Annotated in this window: 26 protein-coding genes; 12 read left to right on the top strand and 14 right to left on the bottom strand. The window is 66.4% G+C overall.

What is annotated here, in order from left to right; genetic code table 11:
• Window positions 1–30: 30 nt before the first annotated feature.
• Window positions 31–1,101, top strand: a complete 1,071-nt coding sequence (locus P7F60_RS08215) for a helix-turn-helix transcriptional regulator (protein WP_277917242.1) — start codon at window positions 31–33, stop codon at window positions 1,099–1,101.
• Between the two features lie 35 nt (window positions 1,102–1,136).
• Here P7F60_RS08215 and P7F60_RS08210 read toward each other — a convergent pair whose 3' ends face one another.
• Window positions 1,137–1,832: a CoA transferase subunit B gene (locus P7F60_RS08210; RefSeq protein WP_277917241.1), complete on the bottom strand. Its 696-nt coding sequence runs from the start codon at window positions 1,830–1,832 to the stop codon at window positions 1,137–1,139.
• Window positions 1,829–2,536 carry a 3-oxoacid CoA-transferase subunit A gene (locus P7F60_RS08205; protein WP_277917240.1) on the bottom strand — a complete coding sequence of 236 codons (708 nt, stop codon included), beginning with the start codon at window positions 2,534–2,536 and terminating at the stop codon, window positions 1,829–1,831. Before P7F60_RS08205 ends, P7F60_RS08210 begins: the two co-directional genes overlap by 4 nt.
• A gap of 167 nt (window positions 2,537–2,703) precedes the next feature.
• On the opposite strand from P7F60_RS08205, the gene P7F60_RS08200 reads away from it, so the two are divergent.
• Window positions 2,704–3,462, top strand: coding sequence for an IclR family transcriptional regulator C-terminal domain-containing protein (locus P7F60_RS08200; RefSeq protein ID WP_277917239.1), 759 nt, complete (start codon window positions 2,704–2,706; stop codon window positions 3,460–3,462).
• A 34-nt stretch (window positions 3,463–3,496) separates the two neighbouring features.
• Here P7F60_RS08200 and P7F60_RS08195 read toward each other — a convergent pair whose 3' ends face one another.
• Together P7F60_RS08195 and P7F60_RS08190 are read right to left on the bottom strand one after the other, a co-directional pair.
• Window positions 3,497–4,216 carry a hypothetical protein gene (locus tag P7F60_RS08195; RefSeq protein WP_277917238.1) on the bottom strand — a complete coding sequence of 240 codons (720 nt, stop codon included), beginning with the start codon at window positions 4,214–4,216 and terminating at the stop codon, window positions 3,497–3,499.
• Between the two features lie 222 nt (window positions 4,217–4,438).
• Window positions 4,439–4,642 carry a CsbD family protein gene (locus P7F60_RS08190; protein ID WP_277917237.1) on the bottom strand — a complete coding sequence of 68 codons (204 nt, stop codon included), beginning with the start codon at window positions 4,640–4,642 and terminating at the stop codon, window positions 4,439–4,441.
• A 183-nt stretch (window positions 4,643–4,825) separates the two neighbouring features.
• Here P7F60_RS08190 and P7F60_RS08185 point away from each other — a divergent pair, with 183 nt between their 5' ends.
• The 3 genes from P7F60_RS08185 to P7F60_RS08175 all read left to right on the top strand — a co-directional run bounded on the left by P7F60_RS08185 (window position 4,826) and on the right by P7F60_RS08175 (window position 6,186).
• The gene (locus tag P7F60_RS08185) at window positions 4,826–5,143 is read left to right on the top strand and encodes a hypothetical protein (protein WP_277917236.1); all 318 of its coding nucleotides are present in this window, start codon (window positions 4,826–4,828) and stop codon (window positions 5,141–5,143) included.
• A gap of 19 nt (window positions 5,144–5,162) precedes the next feature.
• A complete protein-coding gene (locus P7F60_RS08180) occupies window positions 5,163–5,477 on the top strand; it encodes an XRE family transcriptional regulator (protein ID WP_277917235.1) in 315 nt (104 codons plus the stop codon).
• Between the two features lie 73 nt (window positions 5,478–5,550).
• Window positions 5,551–6,186, top strand: a complete 636-nt coding sequence (locus P7F60_RS08175) for a trimeric intracellular cation channel family protein (RefSeq protein WP_277917234.1) — start codon at window positions 5,551–5,553, stop codon at window positions 6,184–6,186.
• 21 nt (window positions 6,187–6,207) lie between these two features.
• Here P7F60_RS08175 and P7F60_RS08170 read toward each other — a convergent pair whose 3' ends face one another.
• From P7F60_RS08170 to P7F60_RS08155, 4 genes are all read right to left on the bottom strand, one after another.
• Window positions 6,208–6,441, bottom strand: coding sequence for a DUF4189 domain-containing protein (locus P7F60_RS08170; RefSeq protein ID WP_277917233.1), 234 nt, complete (start codon window positions 6,439–6,441; stop codon window positions 6,208–6,210).
• A gap of 141 nt (window positions 6,442–6,582) precedes the next feature.
• Entirely contained in the window at window positions 6,583–10,131 is a 3,549-nt protein-coding gene (locus P7F60_RS08165; RefSeq protein ID WP_277917232.1) for a molybdopterin cofactor-binding domain-containing protein, read from the bottom strand.
• Window positions 10,128–10,628, bottom strand: coding sequence for a (2Fe-2S)-binding protein (locus P7F60_RS08160; protein ID WP_277917231.1), 501 nt, complete (start codon window positions 10,626–10,628; stop codon window positions 10,128–10,130). The genes P7F60_RS08165 and P7F60_RS08160 overlap by 4 nt, the downstream gene beginning before the upstream one ends.
• 281 nt (window positions 10,629–10,909) lie before the next feature.
• Entirely contained in the window at window positions 10,910–11,362 is a 453-nt protein-coding gene (locus P7F60_RS08155) for a MarR family winged helix-turn-helix transcriptional regulator (RefSeq protein ID WP_277917230.1), read from the bottom strand.
• Between the two features lie 183 nt (window positions 11,363–11,545).
• On the opposite strand from P7F60_RS08155, the gene P7F60_RS08150 reads away from it, so the two are divergent.
• The 7 genes from P7F60_RS08150 to P7F60_RS08120 all read left to right on the top strand — a co-directional run bounded on the left by P7F60_RS08150 (window position 11,546) and on the right by P7F60_RS08120 (window position 19,988).
• Window positions 11,546–13,039: a 6-hydroxynicotinate reductase gene (locus tag P7F60_RS08150; RefSeq protein ID WP_277917229.1), complete on the top strand. Its 1,494-nt coding sequence runs from the start codon at window positions 11,546–11,548 to the stop codon at window positions 13,037–13,039.
• Between the two features lie 13 nt (window positions 13,040–13,052).
• The gene (locus P7F60_RS08145) at window positions 13,053–13,979 is read left to right on the top strand and encodes a UPF0280 family protein (protein ID WP_277917228.1); all 927 of its coding nucleotides are present in this window, start codon (window positions 13,053–13,055) and stop codon (window positions 13,977–13,979) included.
• Entirely contained in the window at window positions 13,972–14,556 is a 585-nt protein-coding gene (locus P7F60_RS08140; RefSeq protein ID WP_277917227.1) for an amino acid synthesis family protein, read from the top strand. The genes P7F60_RS08145 and P7F60_RS08140 overlap by 8 nt, the downstream gene beginning before the upstream one ends.
• A complete protein-coding gene (locus P7F60_RS08135; RefSeq protein WP_277917226.1) occupies window positions 14,553–15,137 on the top strand; it encodes an amino acid synthesis family protein in 585 nt (194 codons plus the stop codon). Before P7F60_RS08140 ends, P7F60_RS08135 begins: the two co-directional genes overlap by 4 nt.
• A 192-nt stretch (window positions 15,138–15,329) precedes the next feature.
• The gene (locus P7F60_RS08130) at window positions 15,330–17,372 is read left to right on the top strand and encodes a hydantoinase/oxoprolinase family protein (protein ID WP_277917688.1); all 2,043 of its coding nucleotides are present in this window, start codon (window positions 15,330–15,332) and stop codon (window positions 17,370–17,372) included.
• A 3-nt stretch (window positions 17,373–17,375) separates the two neighbouring features.
• Window positions 17,376–19,133, top strand: coding sequence for a hydantoinase B/oxoprolinase family protein (locus tag P7F60_RS08125; RefSeq protein WP_277917225.1), 1,758 nt, complete (start codon window positions 17,376–17,378; stop codon window positions 19,131–19,133).
• A gap of 39 nt (window positions 19,134–19,172) precedes the next feature.
• Window positions 19,173–19,988, top strand: a complete 816-nt coding sequence (locus P7F60_RS08120; RefSeq protein WP_277917224.1) for a ferredoxin--NADP reductase — start codon at window positions 19,173–19,175, stop codon at window positions 19,986–19,988.
• A 72-nt stretch (window positions 19,989–20,060) separates the two neighbouring features.
• Here the strand turns inward: P7F60_RS08120 and P7F60_RS08115 are convergent, their stop codons facing one another.
• The 6 genes from P7F60_RS08115 to P7F60_RS08090 form a co-directional block, all read right to left on the bottom strand.
• A complete protein-coding gene (locus P7F60_RS08115; protein WP_347276858.1) occupies window positions 20,061–20,663 on the bottom strand; it encodes a cysteine hydrolase in 603 nt (200 codons plus the stop codon).
• A complete protein-coding gene (locus P7F60_RS08110) occupies window positions 20,660–21,727 on the bottom strand; it encodes an ABC transporter ATP-binding protein (protein WP_277917223.1) in 1,068 nt (355 codons plus the stop codon). Before P7F60_RS08110 ends, P7F60_RS08115 begins: the two co-directional genes overlap by 4 nt.
• A complete protein-coding gene (locus tag P7F60_RS08105) occupies window positions 21,714–22,493 on the bottom strand; it encodes an ABC transporter permease (protein ID WP_277917222.1) in 780 nt (259 codons plus the stop codon). Before P7F60_RS08105 ends, P7F60_RS08110 begins: the two co-directional genes overlap by 14 nt.
• On the bottom strand, window positions 22,490–23,407 hold the full coding sequence (locus tag P7F60_RS08100; protein WP_277917221.1) for an ABC transporter permease: 918 nt from the start codon (window positions 23,405–23,407) through the stop codon (window positions 22,490–22,492). Before P7F60_RS08100 ends, P7F60_RS08105 begins: the two co-directional genes overlap by 4 nt.
• A complete protein-coding gene (locus P7F60_RS08095) occupies window positions 23,397–24,470 on the bottom strand; it encodes an extracellular solute-binding protein (RefSeq protein ID WP_277917220.1) in 1,074 nt (357 codons plus the stop codon). The genes P7F60_RS08100 and P7F60_RS08095 overlap by 11 nt, the downstream gene beginning before the upstream one ends.
• A gap of 238 nt (window positions 24,471–24,708) precedes the next feature.
• Window positions 24,709–26,064 (bottom strand): IS1380-like element IS1247 family transposase, encoded by a 1,356-nt coding sequence (locus P7F60_RS08090; RefSeq protein ID WP_006473457.1) that lies wholly within the window; start codon window positions 26,062–26,064, stop codon window positions 24,709–24,711.
• Between the last annotated feature and the right edge of the window lie 94 nt (window positions 26,065–26,158).

Genomic DNA, 26,158 nt, shown 5'->3' with positions numbered 1-26,158 from the left:
TATGATTTGCACGGGATGGGGGCCCTTAGGATGAAGACACAACCGCTCGCGCTGGCTGCCTCGGCTTTGTGCGAGGCTGCGATCGAACCGTCGCGATGGAGCGATGCTCTCGGGCAACTGGGAGCAGCCATGGATGGGATCGGCGCTTGCATTCTGTCTCCCAATCCAAAATTGGGATGGCTGGTCAACAGGGATCTGGCGGAGCCGTTCGAAGCCTATTTCAAGGATGGCTGGGAGGCGCTCGACCCGCGGCGAAGAGGGCTGTCCCGCTTGCGCCAAGGCCAGGTGCTGATAGACGACGACGTGGTGACACCGGACGATATCAGAACCTCTCCCTTCTTCAATGAACTCCTGCCGCAGGCCGGCTTCACCTGGTGGATGGGCGCCGATTTTCATAGCGGCGAAAACTTCTATTGCCTCGCCGTGCAGCGCGGCACCGGCGGGAAGAAATTCACAACCGACGACAAGGCGACTTTCGAAGGCCTGCAGCCGACCTTAAGCCATCTCGGCAGGCTGCTCGACGGAATGCAGAAGGAGACGATCAGCGCGACCCTTTCCGCGCTCGAAAGCCTGTCGCATGCCGCAGTCTGCATGACGGACGACGGCAGGATCCTCGACTGGAATATGAATGCCGAAAAGCTGCTCGACCGCGACTTCGACATCCGCAACCGGCGAATCGTCATCGAGGACAAACGCGCCGCCGCGCAGTTCGCATCGGCTTTGCAGACCTGTGTGGACATGGTGCATGACGGCGGCTTCGTCATCGTGCCGCGCATCAACAAGCATTCGCTCCTGTTGCGCTTTTCAAAGCTGCATCCGGTCGTGCGGTGTTCTTTCTTCGGTGCGTCCATCCTTGTCAGCATCAGGGAGATCGCGCCGCCAGCCATCGCCGATCGGACGATCCTGATGCAGACCTTCGACCTGACGCAGGCGGAGGCGCATGTCGCCTCGCTTCTTGCCAGCGGGCGGTCGCTTGACGATGCGGCCAAGCTCCTCGCCATCTCAAAGGATACGGCGCGCTCACACTTGAAGGCGATCTTCGCCAAGACAGGAACCCACCGCCAGGGCGAACTCGTGGCATTGCTTTCCGGCATTCGATAGAAAGGCCGGCATGGGATCGAGCCCGCTGGCGACGGCTACGCCGTCAGCGCCGGCACCACGAGATCGGCGACAGGGCCGTCGAGATGCAGGCGGGCGCCGGTCATGTCCTGTAATTCGTCCAGCGTCATGGCGGCCAGTTTTTCGCGCAGCACAAAGCGGCGCTCGACGATATCGATGACAGCATGGCTGGTATAGACGCGGGTGATGCAATTGGCCCCGGTCAGCGGGAAGCTGCAGCGCTCCACCAGCTTCGGTTCGCCGTTCTTGGTGACATGTTCGGTGATGACCACCACCTGTTTGGCGCCGTGCACGAGATCCATCGCCCCACCCACCGCCGGCACGCCCTTGGAGCCGACGCGCCAGTTGGCGATGTCGCCGTTCTCGGCCACCTGATAGGCGCCGAGGATCGCCATGTCGAGATGACCGCCGCGCACCATGGCGAAACTGTCGGCATGGTGGAAGAAGGCCGAACCCGGCTTCAGCGTCACCGCCTTCTTGCCGGCGTTGATCAGATCCCAATCCTCTTCGCCGGGCTTCGGCGCCTCGCCGAAATCGAGGATGCCGTTCTCGGTGTGGAAGATCGCCTGCCGCCCGGCCGGCTGGTAGCGCGCCACCATTTCCGGAAAGCCGATGCCAAGATTGACATAGGCGCCGTCATGGATGTCCTGCGCGGCGCGCCAGGCGATCTGGGCGTTGGAAAGCTTGATGTCCTCGCGGGTATCGATGCTCATGGATAGGTCACTCCGGCGCGGATGAGGGCTTCTTCCTGTTGCGGATCGGGAATTTCGACGACACCGTCGACGAAGATGCCGGGCGTCACCACATGCTCGGGATCGATGCCCCCCAGGGGAACGATGCGGGTAACCTGCGCCACCGTGCGCGCCGCCGCCATGCACATCAGCGGATTGAAATTGCGCGCCGCCTTGTTGTAGGTGAGGTTGCCGTTGATATCGCCGAGCTGCGCCTTGATCAGCGCGAAATCGGCCTTCAGCCAGCGCTCCTGCACATACATGCGGCCATCGAATTCGGCGACCGGCTTGCCCTCTGCCAGCTCCGTGCCATAGGCGGTCGGCGTGTAGAAGGCGGGAATGCCGGCGCCGCCGGCGCGAATGCGCTCGGCCAGCGTTCCCTGCGGCACCAGTTCCAGCGCGATCTTGCCGGCGAGATAGGCCTCGGTGAAGGCGCGCGGATCGGACGAACGCGGGAAGGAGCAGATCATCTTGGCGACGCGCCCGGCATCGATCATCGCGGCGATGCCGATATGGCCGTTGCCGGCATTGTTGTTGATCACCGTCAGTTCGCGCGATCCCTTGTCGATCAGCGCGTGGATCAGTTCGATCGGCGCACCCGCGCCGCCGAACCCGCCGATCATGACCGTGGCGCCATCGCCGATCTCGGCGACCGCTGCGTGTGCGCTCTCCAGTCTCTTGTCCATCCGAACCTCCTTCGAAAGCCCCTTGGGCGCGGATCTAAGCCAAGGCTCGACTGGACCGCAATCGAATTGTGCGATATCGTCACTTTGTTCGATTATCGCACGAAAGATCCTGCCTTGAAGCCGAACGCACCGATTTTTCAACGCGAAGATGATCTGGAGACAGAGACATGACGCAACAGCGCGACCTGATGGGCGGCCTTGCCAAGGGTTTGAAGGTGATCGAGGCGTTCACGGCCGAGCATCCACGCCTCAGCATCGCCGACGCGGCCGCCATCACCGGCCTCGACCGCGCCACCGCGCGCCGCTGCCTGCTGACGCTGGCCGAGCTGGGCTATGCCGATTACGACGGCAAGTATTTCACGGTGACGCCGCGGGTGCTGCGTCTCGGCACCGGCTGCCTGGCGGCCATGCCGCTGCCGCGCCTGGTCCAGCCCTGGCTCGATACATTGTCGGAAGAGGTCGGCCAGAGCACGTCGGTGTCGATCCTCGACGAAAGCGAGATCGTCTATGTCGCGCGCGCCGCTCAACGGCGAGTGATGTCGATCAACCTGATGCCTGGCTCTCGCCTGCCGGCTTTCTGTACTTCTATGGGCCGCATCCTGCTAGCGGCGCTCGCTCCCGAGGATGCCCGCCGGCAGTTGGAAAAGGCCGATCGCGCACCCCGCACCGAAAACACCGTGACCGATCTCGACGCCCTGATGACGATCCTCGCCGATGTCCGGACGAAGGGCTATGCGATCAACGACCAGGAGGTGGAAATCGGCCTGCGCTCCATCGCGGTGCCGCTGTTCACCTCCCGCGGCCGCGCGATCGCCGCCCTCAATCTCGGCCTCGCCGCCGCCGAGGCCAGTGTCGGCGACTTGGTGGCGCGCTACCTTCCGGCGCTGCAATCTACGCAAGCCGAGCTGCGCAAGATCCTGCTTTAGGCCGCACCCGTTTCCGGATGCGGCCGGGCATGGTTTATCGGCTGGCCTGCAGCATCTTGCAGAGCATCACCAGTTGCGCGTCGTAATTGCCGGAGCTGGCGATGTCGCGGCAGCGCACCTTCAGCTTGCGCTGGTCGCTCGCCGACAGGCGGTTGAAGCTGCGGGTGGGCGGTGTGCGCGGTGATACCTTGCCGCCGTCATCGCCGGGGCCGGTCGCGGTCGGCGTATCGCCACCGGTGCCGGAATTGCCCCCCGGACCGGTGGAGCCGCCGCCGGGTGTACCGCCACCGGTGCCGCCGCCTGTGCGGCCGGTGCCGCCAAGGCCGAGGCCGAGACCAAGGCCCGTGCCGCCATTGCCGCCGACCGAAGCGCCGACATTGGCATTGACACCATTGCCGATCGACGCGCCGACACCGGCATTGACGCCCTGGCTGCCGCCAACACTGGCGCCGACGCCCGCATTCACGCCCTGGCTGCCACCGACATTGGCACCGACACCCGCGTTGACGCCCTGGCTGCCGCCGACACTGGCGCCGACATCGGCATTCACGCCCCGCCCGCCGCCAACCGACGCGCCGACCCCGGCATTGACGCCATCACGTCCGCCCAGCGATACGCCGACCCCGGCATTCACGCCCCGGTCGCCGCCGAGCGACACACCGACGCCGACCCCGTCACGCGCCTGCGCAAGAGAAAACGGAACGAGGCTGGCGGCGATCAACACCGGGAACAATCCAAGCTTGATGTTTTTCATGACTTCCTCCTGTTTCCGGCGACGTGCCGGGTATTTGGAAAATCGCGAAAGCGAGCAAGCGTTTCCGGACGCACGCTGGAAGTGCGTGCGGTGGTTAGGTAATGGTTACAATGACGGGAAAAGCGTGCGGGGCTTGCATCGTTCCGGGACATGTCCGCCGCGTGCAGGCAAAGAAAAACCGCCCACCCCTCCGGGCAGGCGGCGCATTTTCGATGACAGGCCTTACCAGTCCTGGCGGCCGTACCAGTCGTCGATATCCTGGCGGGCGCGATCCTTGGCGAGACCGTAGCGTTCCTGGATCTTGCCTTCGAGCTGATCGCGCTTGCCGTCGATGCGGTCAAGATCGTCGTCAGTCAGCTTGCCCCACTGCTCCTTGATCTTGCCTTTAACCTGTTTCCAGTTTCCTTCGACACGATTCCAGTCCATGGTATCCTCCTTCGAATTTTTGACACCGGGGAAGGAACGCTTGCGCACCAAAAATGTTTCACACAAGTCTGCTTTGCATATTGCGCAAGTTCTTCGACGCCATAACTTCACAATGCAACGCCGGATCTGTCGTGACTTCTTTCGTGGCAGCGATCGCGAGGCGTTCTGCTGAAGGAGTGAACGGTGACGTTTTCGACTTACTTCGTTTCATTTCGCATCGCTCCCCTCACCATCGCCGGATTGCGGCCGGAAGACAGGCACCGCTCGGTCATCGAACGCGCGCGCGGTCAGGCCGCCTTCTGGGGTGAATCCCTGTCGTTCTTCATGACGCAATCGACCATGCTGACGCCCGAATTCGGCGCGCATGTCACCGCCGATCTCAGCCGCGCCCATGACATTCTCGTCGCCTTCGATCCCGGCGACATGTCGCTGTGCTATTTCGGGCCGATCGAGCAGGAGCATGCGCTGAAATCCTTCTTCGACATCCGTATCCGCGTATAGACACAGAAAGGCGCGCCCCATGACCCCAGCCCAATGCAGAGCCGCCCGCGCCATGCTCGGCCTCGAGCGGGAAGAGTTCGCCGCGCAGGCCGCCGTCGCGCCCGCCACGCTTGCCGCCTTCGAGGATGGCGAGGACATGCCGGCGGAGATCGGCGCGACGCTGCGCGCCGCGCTCGAAAATGCCGGCGTGATCTTCATCGCCGAGGCCGAAACCTCGCCTGCCGGCGGGCCTGGCCTGCGCCTGTCCGCCGCCACGCCGAAGGGGACGCTCAAGGATTATGTGCAATACCCCGAATTCCTCTCCCCGGAAGCCTCGACCGGCTCGGGCGGCTGACGCGCGCCACGCAAGGCTCCGGCAAGCGATCCGCCCTATGCAGGGCGCTGCATGGCCGGCAAGGGAGGGAAACGTGTCGATCCTGGAATTGCTGGATTACACCGGCGTGGCGGTGTTTGCCGCCACCGGGGCGCTTTCGGCTTCGCGCAAGCAGCTCGATCTCATCGGCTTCCTGTTCCTGGCGGCGGCGACCGGCATCGGCGGCGGCACGTTCCGCGACGTCGTCCTCGGCGCCACGCCGGTTTTCTGGGTGGTGAACCCCACCTATCTGATCGTCTGCGTCGCCGCCGCGCTCGTCGTCTTCGTCGGCGCGCACCGCATCGAATCGCGCTATCGCCTGCTGCTCTGGCTGGATGCCATGGGCATGTCCGCCTATTGCGTGATGGGCGCGGCCAAGGGCTTCGTCGCCACCGGCTCGCCGACCGTGGCGATCACCACCGGCGTGCTGACCGCCAGCTTCGGCGGCATCCTGCGCGACCTGCTGGCCAACGAGCCTTCCGTGCTGCTGCGGCCGGAAATCTATATCACTGCCGCGCTCATCGGCGCCGCCGCCTTCACGGCGGCGACGGTTGCCGGCGTGCCGCTGCCGGCAGCCTCGGCGATCGGCGCCGGGGCGGCCTTTGCCGTGCGGGGCGGCGCCCTGCTTTTTGCCTGGCGCTTCCCCGTCTACAAGCCCCGCCCCGGCCGTCATCCCGACGACCTCATGTAACGAAAAATCATCCGCGCCCGATCAGGAGCCTTCCTCGCATTCGGTGATCTCGCAGACGCTGTCTTCGCTCGTCCGATTGGCGCATTCGTTCAAGGCCCGCTCCCGCGCCGAGTCCTCGTCGGCATAGGAGTAGCTGTAGCCATATGTCCCCTGGTCGGAAACCGCCGCGCATCCCCATGCGAAAACGGAACTCGACGCGGTCACCGCAGCCGAAAAGCTCAGCGCGGCCAAAGCCACGCGAATCCTGGTCGTCATGAATAATCCCCTCTGAAGCCGGTGCGAAACGCACCATGCCCCAGATAGGACCAATCCCGGCCGAGATTGCAAGCCCGGTCTGCGCCTGCCCAAAAATACTCACAGGCGGCATCGTGCAATCCCCTTCCGGCTGGATACCGCCTAATGGCCGCCGGTCGGGGAAGGTGTTTGCCGCAGATGGGATAGCACGCTGGAAACATCGCTCCAGGCCGGCTTTTCCGGTGCAAAGCGCGCACGCAGATAATGCGCGAGGTCTTCGATCTGGCGATCCGAGAGCGTATCGCCGAAGGCCGGCATCGCCATGACTTCACCGGGATTGCGGCGGGCAAGGCTTGCCGGGGCCGGCGCTCCCGCGAGAATGGTCTGCAGCAGGTTGTCGGGCCGGTCGCTATGCAGATTGGTGTTGAGCGCGAGATCGGCAAGCGGGCTGTCGGGACCATGGCAGGCCGAACAGGCGCCTTCGAACAGGCGCTCGCCGCGTGGGGATAGGCGCGCCGCCGGCCATGCCGCCGCCTGCGCACTGGCCAGCGCCGCGCGTCGTTGCTCGGCGATGCCGCCGGCGGCTGCGGGCGTGCCCGAAAGACTGGCCAGATAGGTCGCCATCGCCTGGATATCGGCATCCGGCAATGCCGAAAGCGAAGCGACGACCTTTGCCATCGGCCCGCCGGCGCTGCCGTGATCGGCGGAATGACCGGTTCGCAGATAGTCGAAGAAAGCCGTTTGCGTCCAGGCGACAGGGCCTTTCGCGGCATGTCCGAGCGCGGGCGCTTCCCAGCCGTCGGCAAGACCGCCCGACAGGTGCGCCGCGCCGGACTTTTCCGCTCCGAAGCGGTTGCGTTGCGTATGGCAGGCCGAACAATGTCCGAGCCCTTCGACCAGATAGGCGCCGCGATTCCACGCCTCGCCCTTGGCGGGGTCGTAGGCAATGGCGTTCGAGCCGAGAAACAGCGCATTCCAGCCGGCCATCAGGCCACGCATGTTGAAGGGAGGCGTCATCCGGGCCGGCGGCGCCGGGCTTTTCGCGGCTGGTGAGGCCATGAGATAGGCATAGAGATCCTGGAGATCGCCCTCGGATACGTTCACGAAGGACGTATATGGATGAACGGGATAAAGATGCGTCCCGTTTCGGCTGATGCCTTCGCGCATCGCCCGGACGAAGGCCGGATAGGACCAGTTGCCGATGCCATGGCTTTCGTCAGGCGAAATATTGGCGGCGAATACCGTTCCGAACGGCGTCGTAAACGCCCGTCCGCCCGCCAGAGGCTGGCCCCCGGCTCCGGCGTGACAGGCATCGCAGGCGCCGGCGGCAGCCACGAGCCGGCCGCGCTCGATGGCCGCCGCACCGAACGATGCCGGGTCCGGCCGCTCTATCGCGGCAACGGACGGGCGCAGCGGCGAGAGCGTCGCCAGCCCGCAGGCCGCGATGCCCGCAAGGCCGGCCAGCCCGAAACCGCCGAGCCAGCGGCGCCGTTTGCGCCCCGCCTGTCCGGCCTTTCCGTCCTCCTTTTCCGACCGGCCTTCGAGGCCGGCGAGGATTCGATCCGGCGTCAACGGCAATTCGCGAAAACGCAGGCCGGTCGCGTCATAGACGGCATTGACGATCGCCGCCGCGCTCGGCACGGAGGCGGATTCGCCGACGCCCAACGGCGGCTCGTGCGGACGCGGCACCATCAGGACGTCGATATCGGGCACCTCCTCGAAGGTGAGGATCGGATAGCCGCCCCATTCGGCGCTTTCCACCGCCGTTTCGGTGAAGCTCACCTTTTCCTTGAGGACCCGGCTGACGGACTGGATGACATTGCCGTGGATCTGATGGCGCACGCCATCGGGATTGATCATCAACCCGGAATCCTGCCCCACCGTGACCCGCGTCACCGTCACCTCGCCGGTGCGTCGGTTGACCGCGACATCGGCGACCCAGGCCGACCAGGCCGCCGGCGTTCCCGGAAACTTGCCATGCACATAGACGGCATAGGCGAAGCCGCGGCCATACAGCAGCTCGCCCTCGCCGCCTTCGCTGCCCCAGCGCGTTCGCGCATGCCAGCCGGCGCGGTCGGCAACGGCGCGCACCAGATCGCGGGCGCGCGGATCCGTCAGATAACGCAGGCGATATTCCACCGGATCGACGCCTGCGGCGGCGGCCAGCTCGTCGAAGAAGCTCTCATGGGCAAAGGAATTCGGCATGGCGGAAACGCCGCGAAACCACGAGGCGCGGGCAATCGGCGGCATGTCCTGGACGGCGATGCGCATGCTGGGAACGGCATAGGGCGGGATCGCCGTGCGGTCGCCCATCTCCACCGTTTCGTTGGTCGTTACCTTGCCGGTCAGCACCAGGGCCAGCGTCGGTGCAAGATTCGAGGGATAGCGCGTCTCGAAATCATAGGCGATCGGACCGCCGGCAAGGTCGAGCCCGCCGCGCACATCGACGACCTGCGCCGCGCCTTTCGGTTCCCAGCCATGCTCCTGCTCACGCGTCAATTGCACGCGCACCGGCCTGCCCACCGCGCGGGAAAGCAAGGCCGCGTCGGCGGTGACGTCGTCGGCGCAATTGCGCCCATAGCAGCCCGCCGCTTCATGGCGCTCGACGACGATCGCCTCCTCCGGCATATCCAGCAGCCGGGCAAGGTCGCGCCGCATGAAGTACGGATTCTGCGTGCCGGACCAGACGATCAGGCGCTGCGCGCTCCAGTCCGCGACCGCGCAGGACGGCCCGATCGAACCATGCATCTGGTAGGGCCAGACATAGGTCCGGTCCATGCGCGGCGAAGCCGCAGCCAGGGCGCGCTCGACGTCGCCCTCCTCTTTCAGCACGCGTCGCATGGCCGGATTGTCGCGCAGCGCCTGCTCCGGCGCATTGAGATCCGGCCGGCGCGGCGGCGCGTGCCAGACGGGCTTGAGAGACCGTGCGATCGCGGCCGCCTGTTCCTCGCGCTCGGCGACGACACCGACGAAATCGCCGATGGCAACCACGGCGACGAAGCCAGGCATATGCGAGACCGGACCGGGATCGACGGAGATCAGGCTGCTGCCGACCCCCTCGCCGTGATCGTAGCCGACATAGGGCGGGCGCACGACCCGGCCATGCAGCATGCCGGGTACGCGCACGTCATGGACATAGGTCCAGTCGCCCGTCGACTTGGCGGCGATATCGGCGCGCGCAAGCGATTTGCCGACGATGCGATAGGCTTCAACGGACTTGACCGGAGCCGTCGTGTCGATATCGATGCGGCGGTGCTGCCCGCGAACGAGGTCGCCATAGCCGATCCGGTTCGCGCCATGGCTGAGAACGCCGTCCGCGACGGCGATTTCATCGGCCGCAACGGCCCACAGCGCAGCCGCCTGCGCCACGAGATGGCGGCGCGCGGTGGCGGCGGCCAGCCGCAACGGAACGGCGGTGACCTGGATGGTCTCGCTGGCGATCGTCGGCCCTTGATCGGGCGCGGCGCTGGTGGTTCCCAGCACCATGCGCACCCGCTCCAGCGGCAGGTCGAGTTCCTCGGCGACGATCTGGGCCAGCGCCGTGCGGATGCCGGTGCCGAGATCGACATGGCCGTTGAACGCCACAGCCTCGCCGTCCGCCGTCACGGCCAGATAGATCTCCGGCGCGTTCGCGCCGCCGGGTTTCAGGACGAGCAGCACGTCGGGCTGCTCGAGGTAGAGCTCCCGGCTGGTTTCGCGCGGTCCGGTCATGCAGCACCCGCCTCCTTGCCAGTGGACACCGTCATCAGCGCGCGGGCGCGGCGCACGGCGGCAAGAATCTCCACATGCGTTCCGCAGCGGCACAGATGCCGGCGCAAGGCGGCGCGGATTTCCGCTTCGCTGGCATTCGGCTTGCGGGACAGCAGACCGACCGTGGCGATGATCATGCCGTTCAGGCAATAGCCGCACTGGGCGGCCTGCATCTCGGTGAAGGCTTGCTGGACGGGGTGCGGCACGCCATCGCGCGACAGGCCCTCGAGCGTGACGACCGCCCGCCCGGCGACGGCGGCGAGCGGCGTGGTGCAGGACCGCACCGGCCGGCCATCGACCAGCACGGCGCAGGCCCCGCATTCGCCGAGACCGCAGCCGAACTTCGGCCCATTCAGGCCGCAATCATTGCGCAGCGGATAGAGAAGCGGCGTATCGCCCGGCAGGTCGAAGCGACGCTGCGCGCCGTTGACGGAAAGGGTCAGGAAAGGCGCGGCCATCTTATGCCTGCCATTGCGGCGGGACATCGCGCAGGACTGGCCCTGCCGCCCGCAAATCGGGCGTGGGTCAGGATTGCGGCGTTCCCCTTTTGGTTTTTGTCGATCGCATCCATGTGGCGGATGATAGCGATAATTCATTCGCGTGCAAATGAATTATCGCGCGCCCTGCGCCTGCGCCGCCGTTTCTCCCATGCGGCGAAGAATCGCCAACCTTCTGTTTTTTCGACGTTTTGATCGGAAACGGGCACCGCTTCCTTTGGTCATGCCCGAATGAGCAAGCCTCAGGAGAGCCGGCGGATGAGATCGAGCAGCAAGCGCCGCTCGCCGGGATCGAGAGCGGCAAGCGTCTCTTCCGATACCGCGCGGGCGGCATCCAGATTGCGCGCGATGACGGCATCGCCTTCCTCGGTCAGCGACAGGATAAGCCGGCGGCCGTCCTCCGGGTCAGGCGAGGTTTCGACGTAACCGCGCGCCACGAGCCGATCGATGACCCCCTTGATCGTCGCCGCATCCATGGCGGTCTCGCGGCCGAGGTGGTTCTGCGAGGTCGGCTGGATGTCCTGCAGCTTGGTGAGGGCCGACCATTGCGTCGTCGTCAAGCGGTCGCCCATCCGTGCGTTGAAAATCGCCACATGGCGCTGGTTGGCCTGACGCAGCAGAAAGCCGATCTGCTGGTCGACACGATAGGCCGCCGGCTCCCCGGATGTCTTTTTCCTGTCTGTTTCCGCCGGCATCTGCGCTCCCATCGAAAGACAGCGTCACCCTGCCCTCGCCCTCCGGTTTAATTCGCGCGCATCGTTTGTCAACGGCGCCATGAAGGGCGCAGCCCGCTTGACAGCTCGCTCCAAGGCTCCGATAATTGTTTGTATACAAATAAACAAGAACGGCGATCGTCTGAGCCGAAGGGGAATGTCGCCATGGTCAAGCAGCCAGTCGAAAGTGCTGTCAACGGCAAAATCCGTTGCGACGCCTGTCCCGTGATGTGTTACATCGCCGACGGGCGCTCGGGCGCCTGCGACCGTTACGCCAATATCGCCGGTGAGCTGATCCGGGTCGATCCGCTGACCGTGATCGAGAACACGGCGACGGCCGGCGGCAAAGTCGTCCCGTTCATGCCCGGCCAGGCCGACAACGAATGGGACGGCGACATCGTCCATGCCGGCACGCCCTTCGTCACGGCGGTCGGTGCCGGCACCACCTATCCCGACTACAAGCCGGCGCCGTTCATCGTCTCCCAGACCCATGACGGCATCGATATGGTGACGGTGGTCACCGAGGGAATATTTTCCTATTGCGGCGCCAAGGTGAAGATCGACACCGACCGCTTCATCGGCCCGGAAGCGGCGGCGGTGCGCGTCGAGGGCGAGCCGGTCGGCCATGTGACAACCGGCGAATACGGCTCGCAGATGCTGTCGCTCGGTGGCGTGCATCACCTGACCGGCGGCTCCAAGAAGGAAGGCCGGATCACCTGCGAGGCGCTGATGCGGCTTTGCAATCGCGAGCGCGTCGAGATGACGGTCGATGGCGGCGCGGCCCTGTCGCTGCAGGCCGGCCGGCCGCCGGTCATCGACGGCGTCGAGGAAAGCCGCATGCGCGTCGGCTGTGGCTCGGCGACCATCGGCATGTTCGCCCGGCAATGGCGCGACATGGTCGACGAGGTGGTGGTGGTCGACGATCACATCACCGGCGTGCTGTCGGAGCATCAGGCCGGCAAGCTGCTCGGCATTCCCCCGACAGGTATCCGCATCAAGGGCCGGCGCTCGACGCCGGGGCGCTATTTCCAGGTGGCCGCGCCCGGCACCGGCTGGGGCGGCACCGATATTTCCGATCCGCTCGCCATCCTCGGCGATTTCGACCCCAAGGCCGCCTATCCGGGCCTGAGGCTGCTGATGGTCTCGACCACCGGCGAGCAATATGGCTATTACATCCTGGACGAGGATCTGAAGCCGCAATTGCAGACGACCTTGCCCGCGCCGGTGCTGGAAAGCGTCGGCATCGTCGCGGAAAACTGCGAGCCGGCCATGGTCTCCGTGCTGTTCATCGGCGGGGCGGGCGGCAGCCTGCGCGCCGGGGTCACCACCAATCCGGTGCGGCTGACGCGCTCGGTCAAGGCGGCGCTGACCCATGTCTCCTGCGGCGGCGCGCCGGCCTATGTCTGGCCGGGCGGCGGCATCACCGTGATGGTGGACGTGACGCAGATGCCGACCAACAGCTTCGGCTACGTGCCGACGCCCGCCATCGTCGCGCCGATCGAATTCACCATGCGCCTGGAGGATTATCGCGCCCTCGGCGGCCATATGGAGGCGATCGTTCCGGTCGAACGGGCGGTGGCGCTGGCCGAGCGCCATATCGCCCCGATAACCGCCAGCCCCTGGCCGACGGCCGGGCGCAATTTCAAATGGGGCGCCTGAGGGCGGAAACGGCATGACGGGACCCGTCGCGGCCTATCTCGATGGACATGCGGACGGCCGGCTGCATCTGCAGCACGGCCCCATCGATCTCGTTATAGGTCTTGACGGAAGTCGAGGCGGCGCGCCCGCGCCGGAGCGGGAAACCGCCCTGCGCGCCCATGCCTTCGCGATGGCCCGCCGGCGCTTTCAAAGCGTGCTCGATGAACTGGTCGGCGAATTGCCGCTGCTGAAAACGCCGGTGACCGCAACCTCGCCGGTTCCCGAGGGTGCGATTGCCCGGCGCATGCACCATGCCGTGCTGCCGTTTGCCGCCGAACATTTCATCACGCCGATGGCGGCCGTGGCCGGGGCGGTGGCCGACGAAATGCTCGCCGCCATGCTTTCCGGGTTTGCGCCGGACGAGCGCCCCGCCCGCCTTTATGTCAACAATGGCGGCGACATCGCGCTGCATCTTGGCCCCGGCGCCGGATACCGCATCGCCATCGCCCGCGAGGACGGCGCCGATCTCGGCGCTTTCGCCATCGATACGGGTTCGCCCGTGCGCGGCATTGCCACATCAGGCCGGGGCGGACGGTCGCTATCGCTGGGCATCGCCGATGCCGTCACCGTGCTGGCCGCGACGGCGGCCGAGGCCGATGCCGCCGCCAGCATCGTCGCCAATGGCGTCGACCTGCCCGGCCATCCCGCAGTCGAGCGCCGGCCGGCGCGCAGCGTCATCGACGGCAGCGATCTTGGCGACCTGCCGGTCGTCACCGGCCTCGGCCGGCTGGACGACGACACGGTCGCCGAAGCCCTCGATGCCGGCGCGGACCGCGCCGAGACCCTGCGCCGTCGCGGGCTGATCGACCGCGCCGCGCTTTTCCTGCGCGGACAGGGGCGCATCGTAGCGCCTGCCGCTTCCCCAGCCCTTCCCAAACCGGAGACCGGACATCATGCCTGAACCCAAGCTGCGCAAGCTCGTCACCATCGTCGAGGACGTCTTCCACGAAGGTGGCCCGGTCCGCGACACACCACTGAAGCGCGGCGCCGTGCTCGCCGTCATCGAAAACCCCTTCGCCGGCCGCTACGAGGCGGACATCGCCGGCTTCATGACAGATCTGGAACCGCTCGGCCTCGACATGGCCCGCAGGCTGATCGATGCGCTCGGCGGCGAAGCAGGCGCGATCGAGGGATACGGCAAGGGCGCCATCGTCGGCCAGGGCGGCGAGCTCGAGCATGGCGCGCTCTGGCATGTGCCGGGCGGCTATGCCATGCGCGGGGCGCTGGGCGAAGCCAAGGCCATCGTGCCCTCCACCAAAAAGGTCGGCGGGCCGGGCACGCGGCTGGATGTTCCCGTCACCCATATCAACGCCTCCTATGTGCGCAGCCATTTCGACGCCATGGAAGTGGGCGTCGCCGATGCGCCGCGCGCCAATGAACTCGTGCTGGCGCTGGTGATGACGACAGGCGCGCGCATCCATGCCCGCATCGGCGGCCTGAAGGCCGAGGACGTCAAGGGCGAGGACGGGCTGCGGTGAAGGCGCGCATCCGCAAGCTCACCGTCTTCGTGGAGGAGACCCGGCGCGAGATGGACCGGCCGGTCGATCCGCCGACCCGCAAGGCGGCGGCCGTCGCCGTCATCCGCAATCCCTTCGCAGGCCGTTATGTCGAGGACCTGTCCGAGCTGATCGAGATCGGCGCCGAGCTCGGCAGCCTGCTCGGCCGACGCTGCGTCGAGGCGCTGGACATCGCCCCGCAGGCGGCCGAAAGCTACGGCAAGGCGGCGATGGTCGGCGAGGACGGCGAGCTGGAACATGCCGCCGCCATCCTGCATCCCGCGCTCGGCAAGCCGCTGCGCGAAGCGGTGGACAAGGGCGCAGCGCTGGTGCCCTCCTCCAAGAAGCGCGGCGGGCCGGGACAGGTGCTTGACATTCCCCTGGGGCACAAGGACGCCGCCTATGTCCGCTCGCATTTCGACGGCATGGAAGTCTGGCTCAACGACAGCCCGCGCGCCGACGAAATCATGGTCGCCGTGGCGGTCACCGACAGCGGCCGCCCCCTCCCGCGCATCGGCGGCCTGACAGTCTCCGAGGTGCAGGGCAAGGACGGGCTTCGCTGAGGCTTGGCCTGCGGGCGCGGCCATAACGTCAGGGAAACGTGCCGGCCATGGAAAAAGACCCGCGCTTGACAGGCGCGGGACGCGCTGACAATATCATTTGTATACAAACAAAAATACCGAGGAACAGCCGTGTCACAGCCTCCCGCTTCGGCGACAGACGTCCGGACTCCGCCCGCCGCCCCGCAACCGGGCGTGGCCCAGTCGGTGGTCGCGGGCGTCGATGTCGGCGGCACCTTTACCGATCTGGTGCTGTTCGATGCCGGCCGGGGCACGGTGCGGCTGGCCAAGACGCCGACGACGCTCGACAACCAGTCGCATGGCGTCATTCATGCGCTGGAGGCGGCTGAGGCGGATTTCGCCGCGCTCGACCTCATCGTCCACGGCACGACGACCACCACCAATGCGGTGCTGGAGCGCCGGCTTTGCAAGACCGGGCTGATCACCACCATGGGCTTTCGCGACGTGCTGGAGCTCGGCCGGCGCACGCGCCCGCAAGCCTACGGCATGAAGGGCGATTTCCGCCCGATCATCCCGCGCGACCTGCGCCTCGAAATCCCCGAGCGCATGGATGCGCGCGGCGCGGTGGTGACGCCGCTGGACGAGGCGGCGCTGCGCGACGCCATCGCCGCACTGATCGACCAGGATTGCGAGGCGCTGGTCATCCATTTCCTGCATGCCTATGCCAATCCGGCGCATGAGCTGCGCGCCGGCGAGATCGCCCGTTCGCTCTGGCCGAACGGCAACGTGACCCTCGGCCATGCGCTGCTGTCGGAAAGCCGCGAATACGAGCGCGGCGTCACCGCCGCCGTCAATGCCTCGGTGCAGCCGCTGCTGCGCCGCTATGTCGAGCGGCTTGCCGATACGCTGGCCGGGCGCGGCTATCGCCACGACGTGCTGGTGATGAACGGCAATGGCGGCATGGTCTCGGCCCGGCATGTGGCGAACGAGGCGGCCAAGACGGTGATGTCCGGCCCGGCCTCCGGCGTCATGGCGGCGGCCTATACCGGCCGGCGCGCCGGCATGGAAAATCTCATCACCTACGATATGGGTGGCACCTCGACCGATGTCGCGCTGATCCGCAATGCCGAGCCGACCGTCTCCAACGAGATCGAGGTCGAATACGCCATGCCGATCCATGTGCCGATGGTCGACGTGCGCACGGTCGGGGCGGGCGGCGGCTCCATCGCCCGCATCACCGCCGCCGGCCTGCTGCAGGTCGGCCCGGACAGCGCCGGCGCCACGCCCGGCCCGATCTGCTACGGGCGCGGCGGCGCGAAGCCGACGATCTCCGACGCCAACCTGCTGCTCGGCCGGCTCGATCCGGCCCGCCTCGCCAGGGTGCCGGGCGGCATCACGCTTCAGGACGTCGAGGCGATCTTCCGCCGCGACCTCGGCGAGCCCCTCGGACTCGACGCCATCGGCGCGGCCGCGGCCGTCATCCGCGTCGCCAATGCCCGCATGTCGGATGCGGTGCGCATGGTCTCGGTCAGCCTCGGCGAGGATCCGCGCGATTTCGCGCTGTTCGCCTTCGGCGGCGCAGGCCCGCTGCATGCCTCGGCCATCGCCCGCGAGCTCGGCATTCCCCGGGTGCTCGCCCCGTCGCGGCCGGGCATCACCAATGCGCTCGGCTGCGTCGTCGCCGATCTCAGGCACGATTTCGTGCAGACGGTCAACCGGCCGCTGGCCGTCGCCGATATCGAGGCCGTGCATGCGCTGTTTGCGCGCCAGAGCGCGGAGGGCCGCCGCCTGATCGCCAAGGAGGCGGTCGCCATCCGCGAGGTCCGCGAGATCCGCTCCGTCGACATGCAGTTCATCGGACAGACGCATGTGCTGCGCGTGGCCCTGCCCGACGGCAAGCCGAGCCGGGAAGACCTCCAGCGCCGCTTCGAGGACGCCTATTTCGCCCGTTTCCATGTGGAGCTGCCGGAAATCCGCGCCAATCTCGTCAACGTCAACACTTCGGTGATCGGCCGCCGCGCCGAGATCGATCTTTCGGCGCTGATCGACGCCGCCGGGCGCAAGGCGACGCTGGCCGAGGCCGAGACCGGTCGCCGGCCGGTCTGGTTCGGCGGCTTTATCGAAACGCCGGTCTACTGGCGCGACCACCTGCCGGCCGACGCCGTCATCCACGGCCCGGCGATCGTCGAGCAGATGGACACCACCATCGTCATCGAGCCCGGCGACGTCGCCCGCCAGGACGGCGACGGCAACATCATCATCGCCATCGGAGGCTGAGGAATGGGCACCGCGAGCATCGATCCCATCACGCTGTCGGTCATCCAGTCCGGCCTGCAGCAGGTCTGCGACGAGATGGATCTCACCTTTTCCCGCGCCGCTTTCTCGCCGGTCATCGCCGAGGCCAACGACCGCTCGGACGGCATCTATTCGGCTGACGACGGCGCGCTGATCGCCCAGGGGGCGAGCGGCCTGCCGGTCTTCGTCGGCACGATGCAATATTCGACGCGAGTGCTGATCGAAATGATCGCTACGGCCAAGGCCGCCGCGCCGCAGCCCGGCGACATCTATATCGTCAACGATCCCTATCTCGGCGGCACGCATCTGATGGACGTGCGCTTCGCCATGCCGGTCTATCGCGACGGCGCCATCTTCTGCTGGCTCTCGAACACCGGCCACTGGCCCGATACCGGCGGCGCGGTGCCGGGCGGCTTTTCGGCCTCGGCCACGGCGGTCGAGCAGGAGGGCCTGCGCCTGCCGCCGGTGCGCCTGTTCAAGCAGGGCGTGCTCGATACGGAAATCTACGCCATCATCTGCTCCAACATCCGCGTCGCCGACCAGCGCATCGGCGATGTGAAGGCGCAGGCCGCAGCACTTCTCGTCGGCGAAAAGCGCCTGTGCCGCCTGCTCGACCGTTACGGCGACGCCACCGTGACCGATGCCATCGCGGAGCTGCGCCGCCGCGCCGCCGAGCAGATGCGCGCCAATATCCGCCTGATCCCCGATGGCGTCTATCGCTCCACCGCCTATGTCGACAGCGACGGCGTCGTCAACGAGCCGTTGGAGATCCGCCTGGCGGTGACCGCCGAGGACGGCGAATTGACCTTCGATTTCACCGGCTCCTCGAAGCCCTGCATGGGGCCGATGAACTCGGTGCTGGCGACGACGCTGTCCTCGGTCTATCTCGCCATGCGCCACATTTTCCCGGACGTGCCGATCTCGGCCGGCGCCTTCGAGCCGCTGACCGTCATCCGCCCGGAAGGCACGTTTCTCGACGCCCATTATCCGCGCCCCGTCTCCGGCTGTGCGGCGGAGGTCAGCCAGCGCATCGCCGAGGCTGTGTTCGCCGCGCTGGTGGCGGCGCTGCCCGAGCGCGTCACCGCCTCGCCGGCGGGCTCGTCGGGCAATTTTGCGCTCGGCGGCTTCGATCCCGAGCGCGGCCAGGGCTATGTCATGTACCAGATCTCCGGCGGCGGCTATGGCGGCAATGCCGATCACGACGGCCTTGCCAACGGCTGCTCGACCATCGGCATTTCCAAGGCGCCGCCGATCGAGATCATGGAGCAGCAATATCCGGTGCTCTATCATCGCTATGCGCTGCGCGAGGGCTCGGGTGGGGCCGGGCGCCATCGCGGCGGCTTCGGGCTCGATTACGAGATCGAGCTGCGGCGCGGCCAGGCGACGGCGAGCTTCGTCATGGATCACGGCCGCTTCGGCCCGCCCGGCGCGCTCGGCGGTCGCGACGGCGCGCCCAACCGCGTCACCGTCACCCGCGACGGCGTCGCGATGACGCCGGAGCATCTGTCGAAGGCGCAGGACATTCCGCTGAAGCAGGGCGACCGCGTGCGCGTCGAGACGCCGGGCGGCGGCGGCTACGGCGATCCGCTGGCCCGCGATCCGCAGGCGGTCGCCGAGGACGTGCGCCTCGGCCGCTACAGCCGCGCCGCCGCGCAGGCCATGTTCGGCGTCGTGCTGGACGCGGCGGGCGGCGTCGATGCGGCCGGCACCGCCTCAATACGCGCGCCGGCCAGCGCCGCCTGATACGCCAGCCACAGACGAGCAACGATCAAGGAGACCGCAATGGACGCAGCTGCAACCCACGTCGCCCGGCCGGCCTATCCCATCCCCGAAAACGTCTTTGCCGAGACGGTCGTCAGCGTCCGGCACTATACGGAACGGCTGTTCGCCTTCCGCATCACCCGGCCGGCGAGCTTCCGCTTCCGCTCCGGCGAATTCGTGATGATCGGCCTGCCGAATGCGGAAAAGCCGGTGTTCCGCGCCTATTCCATCGCCAGTCCTGCCTGGGACGAGGAAATCGAGTTCTTCTCGATCAAGGTGGAAAACGGGCCCCTGACCGAGCATCTGCAGAAGATCGTGCCCGGCGACACCGTACTGATGCGCAGGAAGCCGACCGGCACTCTGGTGCTCGATGCGCTCATGCCCGGCCGGCGGCTTTATCTTCTGTCGACCGGCACCGGCGTCGCGCCCTTCGCCAGCCTGGTGCGCGATCTCGAGACCTACGAGAAATTCGAGGAGGTCATCCTCGTCCAGACCTGTCGGGAGGTCGCGGAGCTGACCTATATCACCGAACTGGTCGCGGGCCTGAAGGACGACCCGCTGGTCGGCGACGCCGCCGCCGGTAAGCTGCGCCTCTATACCACCACCACGCGCGAAACCTCCCCACGCATGGGCCGGATTACCCATCTGATGCGCTCCGGCCAGCTCTTCGCCGATCTTGGCCTGCCGCCGATCGCCCCCGAGACCGACCGCGCGATGATCTGCGGTTCGATGGCGATGCTGAACGAGACCAAATCCGTCCTCGAAAGCTTCGGCCTCGTCGAAGGTGCCAACAACGCCCCGGCAAGTTTCGTCGTGGAACGGGCCTTCGTGGGATAGAATGGCTGCGGCGCCAGCCGGTGCCCAAAACCCTTTCTCCCTTCGGGGAGAAGGGATTTTGGGGCAATGCCTTTATTCCAAGGCCGATTGCACCGCCGACCGCCCGGCGACAATGTCGGCCGTGCTGAGGATGTCGATCTGCTCCGGCAGGCGGGCGAGGATGTGGTCGAGGGTGGCGCGGTGGGCGGCGGGGTCGGAACTGCCGACCGCATCGGACACAACGACGACGTGGAAGCCGGCATCGACGGCGTCGAAGACGCTGGCGAGCACGCAGACGTCGGTCTCGACACCGCTGAACACCAGCCGCTCGATGCCGTCCGCCCGCAGGCGCTCGGCAAAGCCCGGCGCCTTGAACACCGAATAGGTGAATTTCTCCACCTGCACTTCCGGCGCGGCGAGCGCGGCCAGCGGCGCGACGAGATCCTGGCAGGCCGGATCGACGGCCGATCCGGTGAGCATCGACCAGCGCCGGTAATAGGCCTGCCAGCGGCCCGGCGCGTGATCCGGCGTCTCCGGCAGCATGAACTTGGCAAACAGCGTCCGCGCCTCAAAGGCCGCGCACAGGCGCAGCACGTTCGGCAGGATGTCGTGGAGGGAAGGTGTGTGCCAGACCGTGTCCTCCGCGAAGAGCCGCTGCATGTCGATGACCACATGCATCGTCCGGCCGTCGTTCACGCCGCGTCCTCCATCGGGATCGTATGGGCCGGCTGCCAGACGAGCGAGACGTCGCTGCCCTCGGCATGGATCGCGCCGGTGCTGTTCTGGGCGAAGATTTTGAGCGCCGTGCCGTCGCTGGCGGTCAGCGCATAGGTGAGCGCCGGCCCGGCATAGATGACATGGTCGATGCGGGCGGAGAGACGGTTTTCCGCGCCGTCGCCCGCGCCGTCCGCTGCGACGATGCGCATCTTTTCCGGCCGCACGGCGACCATAGCCGCCGCGCCCGTCGCCGGCAGGGGCGCGCCGGTGCGGATGAGCGTGCCGTCGGAGAGCCGCAGGGCCCCATCGATGACCGTGCCTTTCAGGAAATTGGTGTCGCCGAGGAATTCGGCGGCGAAGCGGGTCTTCGGCTGCTCGTAAACCTCGGCCGGCGGTCCCATCTGCACGATGCGGCCCCGGTCGAGAATGGCGACCTTGTCGGAGAGCGCCAGTGCCTCCTCCTGGTCGTGGGTGACGAAGATGGTGGTCAGGCCGGTCTCGCGCTGGATGCGCTTGAGTTCCACCTGCATTTCCTGCCGCAGCCGGCGGTCGAGCGCCGAGAGCGGCTCGTCGAGCAACAGCACGCTCGGCTGGATGACCACGGCGCGGGCCAGCGCCACGCGCTGCTGCTGGCCGCCCGAAAGCTGTTTCGGGCGGCGCTCGCCGAAACCGGGAAGCCGCACCATCTCGAGCGCCCGGTCGACCAGCTTGCGGGCCTCGGCGCCGCGAATGCCGCGCCGGGCAAGGCCGAAGGCGACGTTCTGCGCCACCGTCATATGCGGAAACAGTGCGTAGGACTGGAAGACCATGCCGATATTGCGGGCATAAACAGGGGTATCGGTGACGTCGGCGCCGCCGATGGCTACCTTGCCGCTGTCTGGGGTGATGAAGCCGGCGACGATGCGCAGCAGCGTCGTCTTGCCCGAACCCGAGGGCCCGAGCAGGCTGGTGAACGAGCCCTCGGCGAAATGGGTGGTGATGTCGGCCAGAACCGGCGTCTGGCCGTAGGTCTTGGCGACGGAAGTGATATCAACGTTTGTCACGGCTGCCTCCGGGGCGGGCAAAGATCGCAAAGACGACGATGACGCTCATCGAGCCGAGAAGCAGGATGGTGGAGATGGCGTTGATCTCCGGCGTGAAGCCTTTGCGGATTGCCGAGTAGATTTGCACCGGCAGCGTCGCGAAGCCGGGTGTCGACAGGAAGTAGGAGATGACGAACTGGTCGAGCGACACCGCGAAGGCGAACAGCGCCGCCCCAAGAATGCTGGGCGCCAGAAGCGGCAGCGTCACCGCGAAGAAGGCGTGCAGCGGCGTCGAGCCGAGGCTGACGGCGGCCTCCTCCAGATCGGAGCGAATGGTCTTGAGCCCGGTGCCGACGACCAGCACGACGTAGGGAATGGCGAGCGCCACATGGCCGATCAGCAGCGCATGCATCCCGCGCCCGATACCGGTCCAGAAGAAGAAGACCAGCATGGCCGTGCCGGTGATCAGCCAGGGAATGGCGATCGGCGGCAGCAGCAGCAATTGCAGCAGCGTGCGCCCGCGCACCGCGTGCCGGTCGAGCGCGACGGCGGCCATGGTGCCGGCCAGCGTCGCGATCACCGCCGTGATCAGCGCGATCACCACCGAATTGACGCCGGCGGAAATCAGCTGACCGTTGCCCGATAGCGCCTCGTACCAGCGGGTAGAGAAGCGGAAAGGCAGTTCATAGAGTGCCGACTCGTTGAAGCCCATCGCCATCATCACCACGATGGGCAGATAGAGGAAGACGAGGATCGCCAGGAGATAGAAGCGGGCCAGCGCCGTCATGCCATCCCTCCCGTGCTGCGGCGCAGGACGCCGGAAAAGGTGGCGAAGATCGCCAGGATGACCGCCAGCATGGTGAAGGACAGCGCCGCCCCCAGCGGCCAGTTGAACGCCTGGGTGAACTGGTCCTCGATGACCGTGCCCATGGTGACGCCGACGCGCCCGCCGAGGATGCGCGGCTCCATGAATGAGCCGATCACCGGCACGAAGGTGAGGATCGCCCCGGTCGTCAGCCCTGGCAGCGCCATCGGCAGCAGCACGCGGGTCAGAATCGTCCACCAGCGGGCGCCCAGGCTTTGCGCCGCCTCAATGATCGCGTCGTCGATGGTGACCAGCGCGATATAGCAGGTGAGGATCATATAGGGCAGGTAGCCGTGGACGAGGCCGAGCACGATGGCCGGCCGCGTATAAAGAAAACCGATCGAGCCCGCGCCCGGCCAGACGGAATGCAACAGCACATCGAGGAAACCACCCTCGCGCAGCACCATCGTCCAGGAAAAGACGCGCACCAGCCCGTTCGTCCAGAAAGGCAGGAGAATGAGGATCAGCAAGGTCTCGCGCGCCCGCCCCGCCGTCGCCCGCGCCAGCGCCAGCGCGGCGAAGAAGCCAAGCACGGCGCACAGAAACGTCGTCCAGAAGCCGATGACCAGCGAATCCCAGGCGATGCCGACGAGATAGGGCTGGGTGACGAAGGCCTTGTAATGTTTCAGCGTGAAGACGACGGGCGCGCGGCCCATGGGCGTCGCGTTCATGAAGCTGAAGGCGAGCATGGTGCAGAGCGGCAGGAAGATCGCGATCAGCAACCAGCCATAGGTCGGCAGGAGCAGGGCCGCCGTCGAAAACCAGGACGGAAGGCGGTGCCCCGCAGCCGCGCCGGGCGGCGAAGCTGCGGGACGGACGAGCGTATCAGCCGGCATAGAAGGCTTTGACTTCCTGCCAGAGATTGTTGAAAGCCTCGCGGCGATCGTCCGGCAGGGCCGACTGGATCGTCATGGTCTTCAGGTAGCTCGGATCGTGGATCTTGCGGTTGAGGTCGTCGGCCGGCAGCTTCTCCATGGCGGCGGCGTTGGCCGAAGCCGGCGCGCCGACCTTGGTCGCCCATTCAACATAGAAGTCGGGGTCGATCATGTGGTTGATGAAGGCCAGGCCCGCATCCGCGTTCGGCGCGCTCGCCGGAATGCAGAGATTGTCGAGCCAGCCGATGCCGCCTTCCTTCGGAACGACGAATTCCACCGGCAGCTTGCTGTTGCGCTTGGAGCGCACGGCCGCGCCCGACCAATAGACGGACAGATCGAATTCCTTGGCGGCGAAGGACTTGTTCCACTGGTCCTCGCTCGACCAGAGCAGCTTGACGTCGTCCTTGAAGCCTTTCAGCTTTTCGGTCACGGCGGCAAGATCGGACGGGTTGTTCATGTCCTGGCCGGTCAGAAGCGCGCCGATGGCGACGGCCGTCACGGCGTCGTCGAACAGCGCCACCTTGTTCTTGTAGGCGGGATCGCCCAGCGCGGCATAGCTGTCCGGCCTGGCGGCGCCTTCGGTGATGGCAAGCGAGGTGATGCCCCAGACCCAGGCGACGCCGAAGGTCTTGTCCTCGAACCTGATGTTGGGGTGGTCCTTCAGTTCCGGCGACAGGTTGGCGGCGTTCGGCACCTTGGCGAAATCGATCGGCTCGATCAGCCCTTCGCCGGCGGCCTGCTGGGTGCGGGCGCTGTTGATCAGCACCACGTCATAGGCGCCGGGATTGGTGCGCAGCTTGGTCAGCATTTCCGGTTCGGAGCTGAAATAGTCGTGAACGACCTCGATGCCGGTCTTCTTCTGGAAGGCTTCGAGCGCCCATTTCTCGTCGGTGCCGTAGCCCTGCCAGTTCAGCACCGTGATCTTGGTTGCCGCCCGGGCCGGGCGCGCCAGGAAGGGCAGCGGGGCGGCGGCCAAGGCGCCGGCGCCAATAAGCCCAAGTGTCTGACGACGTGTCGTTTTCATTGCAATCTCCCTCTCATCCTGCATTCCCCAAGTGGCGTGTCGTTTGAGGTGAAGATCGCCTGTATCCGAGCGCTAGACAAGGATTTTCTGCCGCAAGCGGCACCTGCGGTCGCGCAGACTGCTGGATCTGGACGGATCAGACCGCGAAGCCGCTGTTTCCTTGCCCAGGGGCGGCGTTTTTCAGCGCAGCGGACAGATCTGTCCAGCCGCTTTCGTTCAGTTTGAGCGTGGATCGCGATCATGCGCATAGCGGTGGCGCTCGCAATCGGCGGATAGCGGCGAGGATGGCGCGTACCATCGTGCCGGTGACAGCGACCTCGGCCAGCTGGAAGGTGATGGTGCGGGCGTGACGGACCACACGTGCCCCGATCTTGATCAGCTTCAGTTGCAGGCTGGTCAACGACCAGTCGGCCATGGCCTCGGGCAGCTCGATGCAGCGCAAGAAGGTGGCCAGGTTGTACGCCAGGGCGTGCAGTTGCAGCCGCACCTCATTGTCGCGGAACTTCCGGCACGACAGCCGCGTCCAGCGAAAGGCGTATTTGCCCTCTTTGATGTGCTGCTCGGCGGTGCCGCGCTGGTTGTAGAACCGCACCACCCAGTCCGGCTCCATCGGCAGGTTGGTGACGATGAAGCCGACACGCGGGAACAGTTCGCCCGGATGCCATTCGATCTTGGCGATCACCCGGCGTTCCTTGTCCCAGGACGCCGCCTGATACTCGAATTCCTCGAAGAACCGCTTGACCTTGGTCAGTGACGGCCGCCCGACAGGGCGCGTTAGCCGATGCGCGATCTTGTCCTTGAGGACCGCGTTTGCGGGCAGCCGGATGGCGTAGAAGAACCGCGCTTCTTCCAATCGCTCATAGATCGCCGGGATCGCGTAGGCAGCATCGGCCCGGAAGAACCTGCCACCAAGGTCGCGCTCCGCGTAGCGCGCAATTACGGGGTCGAGAACATCACGCCAGCCATCGGCGCTGTGGACGTTGCCATGGCGCAGGGCGCAGCGTTCCAGCATCCCGAACTGGTTGAACAGAAAGTTGGGGTGATAGCAGCTACAGTCGAAATGGCCATTCCAGGCGGACCCTTCCTGGTCGCCATGGGTCGGGCTGACCGAGCTGTCCATGTCCAGAACGATGTACTTCAGCCCGTTACGGTCATGGAACCGGTCGATCCATTGCCCGTTCAGGTCGGCCAGCGCGGCACGGTTCCCGGCCAGAGCCAGCGTCTCGGTCTCGAACCGTCCCATCTGCGATGCCGAGGCCGCTTGTGCATCGACCGCTCTGCCGCCGACAACTTGGCGCATGACCGGATCGCAGGCGAGACGGTTGGCGTCGTTGACATCCTCGTATCCGGCCAGCCGCCCAAAGACTGATTGCCGGAACAGGCCGTCGAGCCGATGGACCGTGTTCTTGCCAGAGCGAGTATCGCGCAGCGCCGCTGACGCCAAATCGGACAACCCGAGCGCGTCATCAAGCTCGCGCATCACCAGAAGGCCGCCGTCGGAACTGAGCTGCGTGCCGCGAAATTCCAGCCGCACGCGAGGGTCGAAATCCACCCGATCTGCCCGTTGCAAGCCCGCACCCTCTGGGTGATCCATGAAACGCGCCCCTCGCAGCCTTCAACACCATGTTTTATATAGGAAATATAATGGTCAGGACAGCGAAATCAGCGCCTTACTTGGGAAATGTGGG

Source organism: Rhizobium sp. YJ-22 (assembly GCF_029601685.1).
In the GTDB taxonomy this organism is placed as follows: domain Bacteria; phylum Pseudomonadota; class Alphaproteobacteria; order Rhizobiales; family Rhizobiaceae; genus Metarhizobium.
This window is presented reverse-complemented; position numbering and strand designations above follow the sequence as displayed.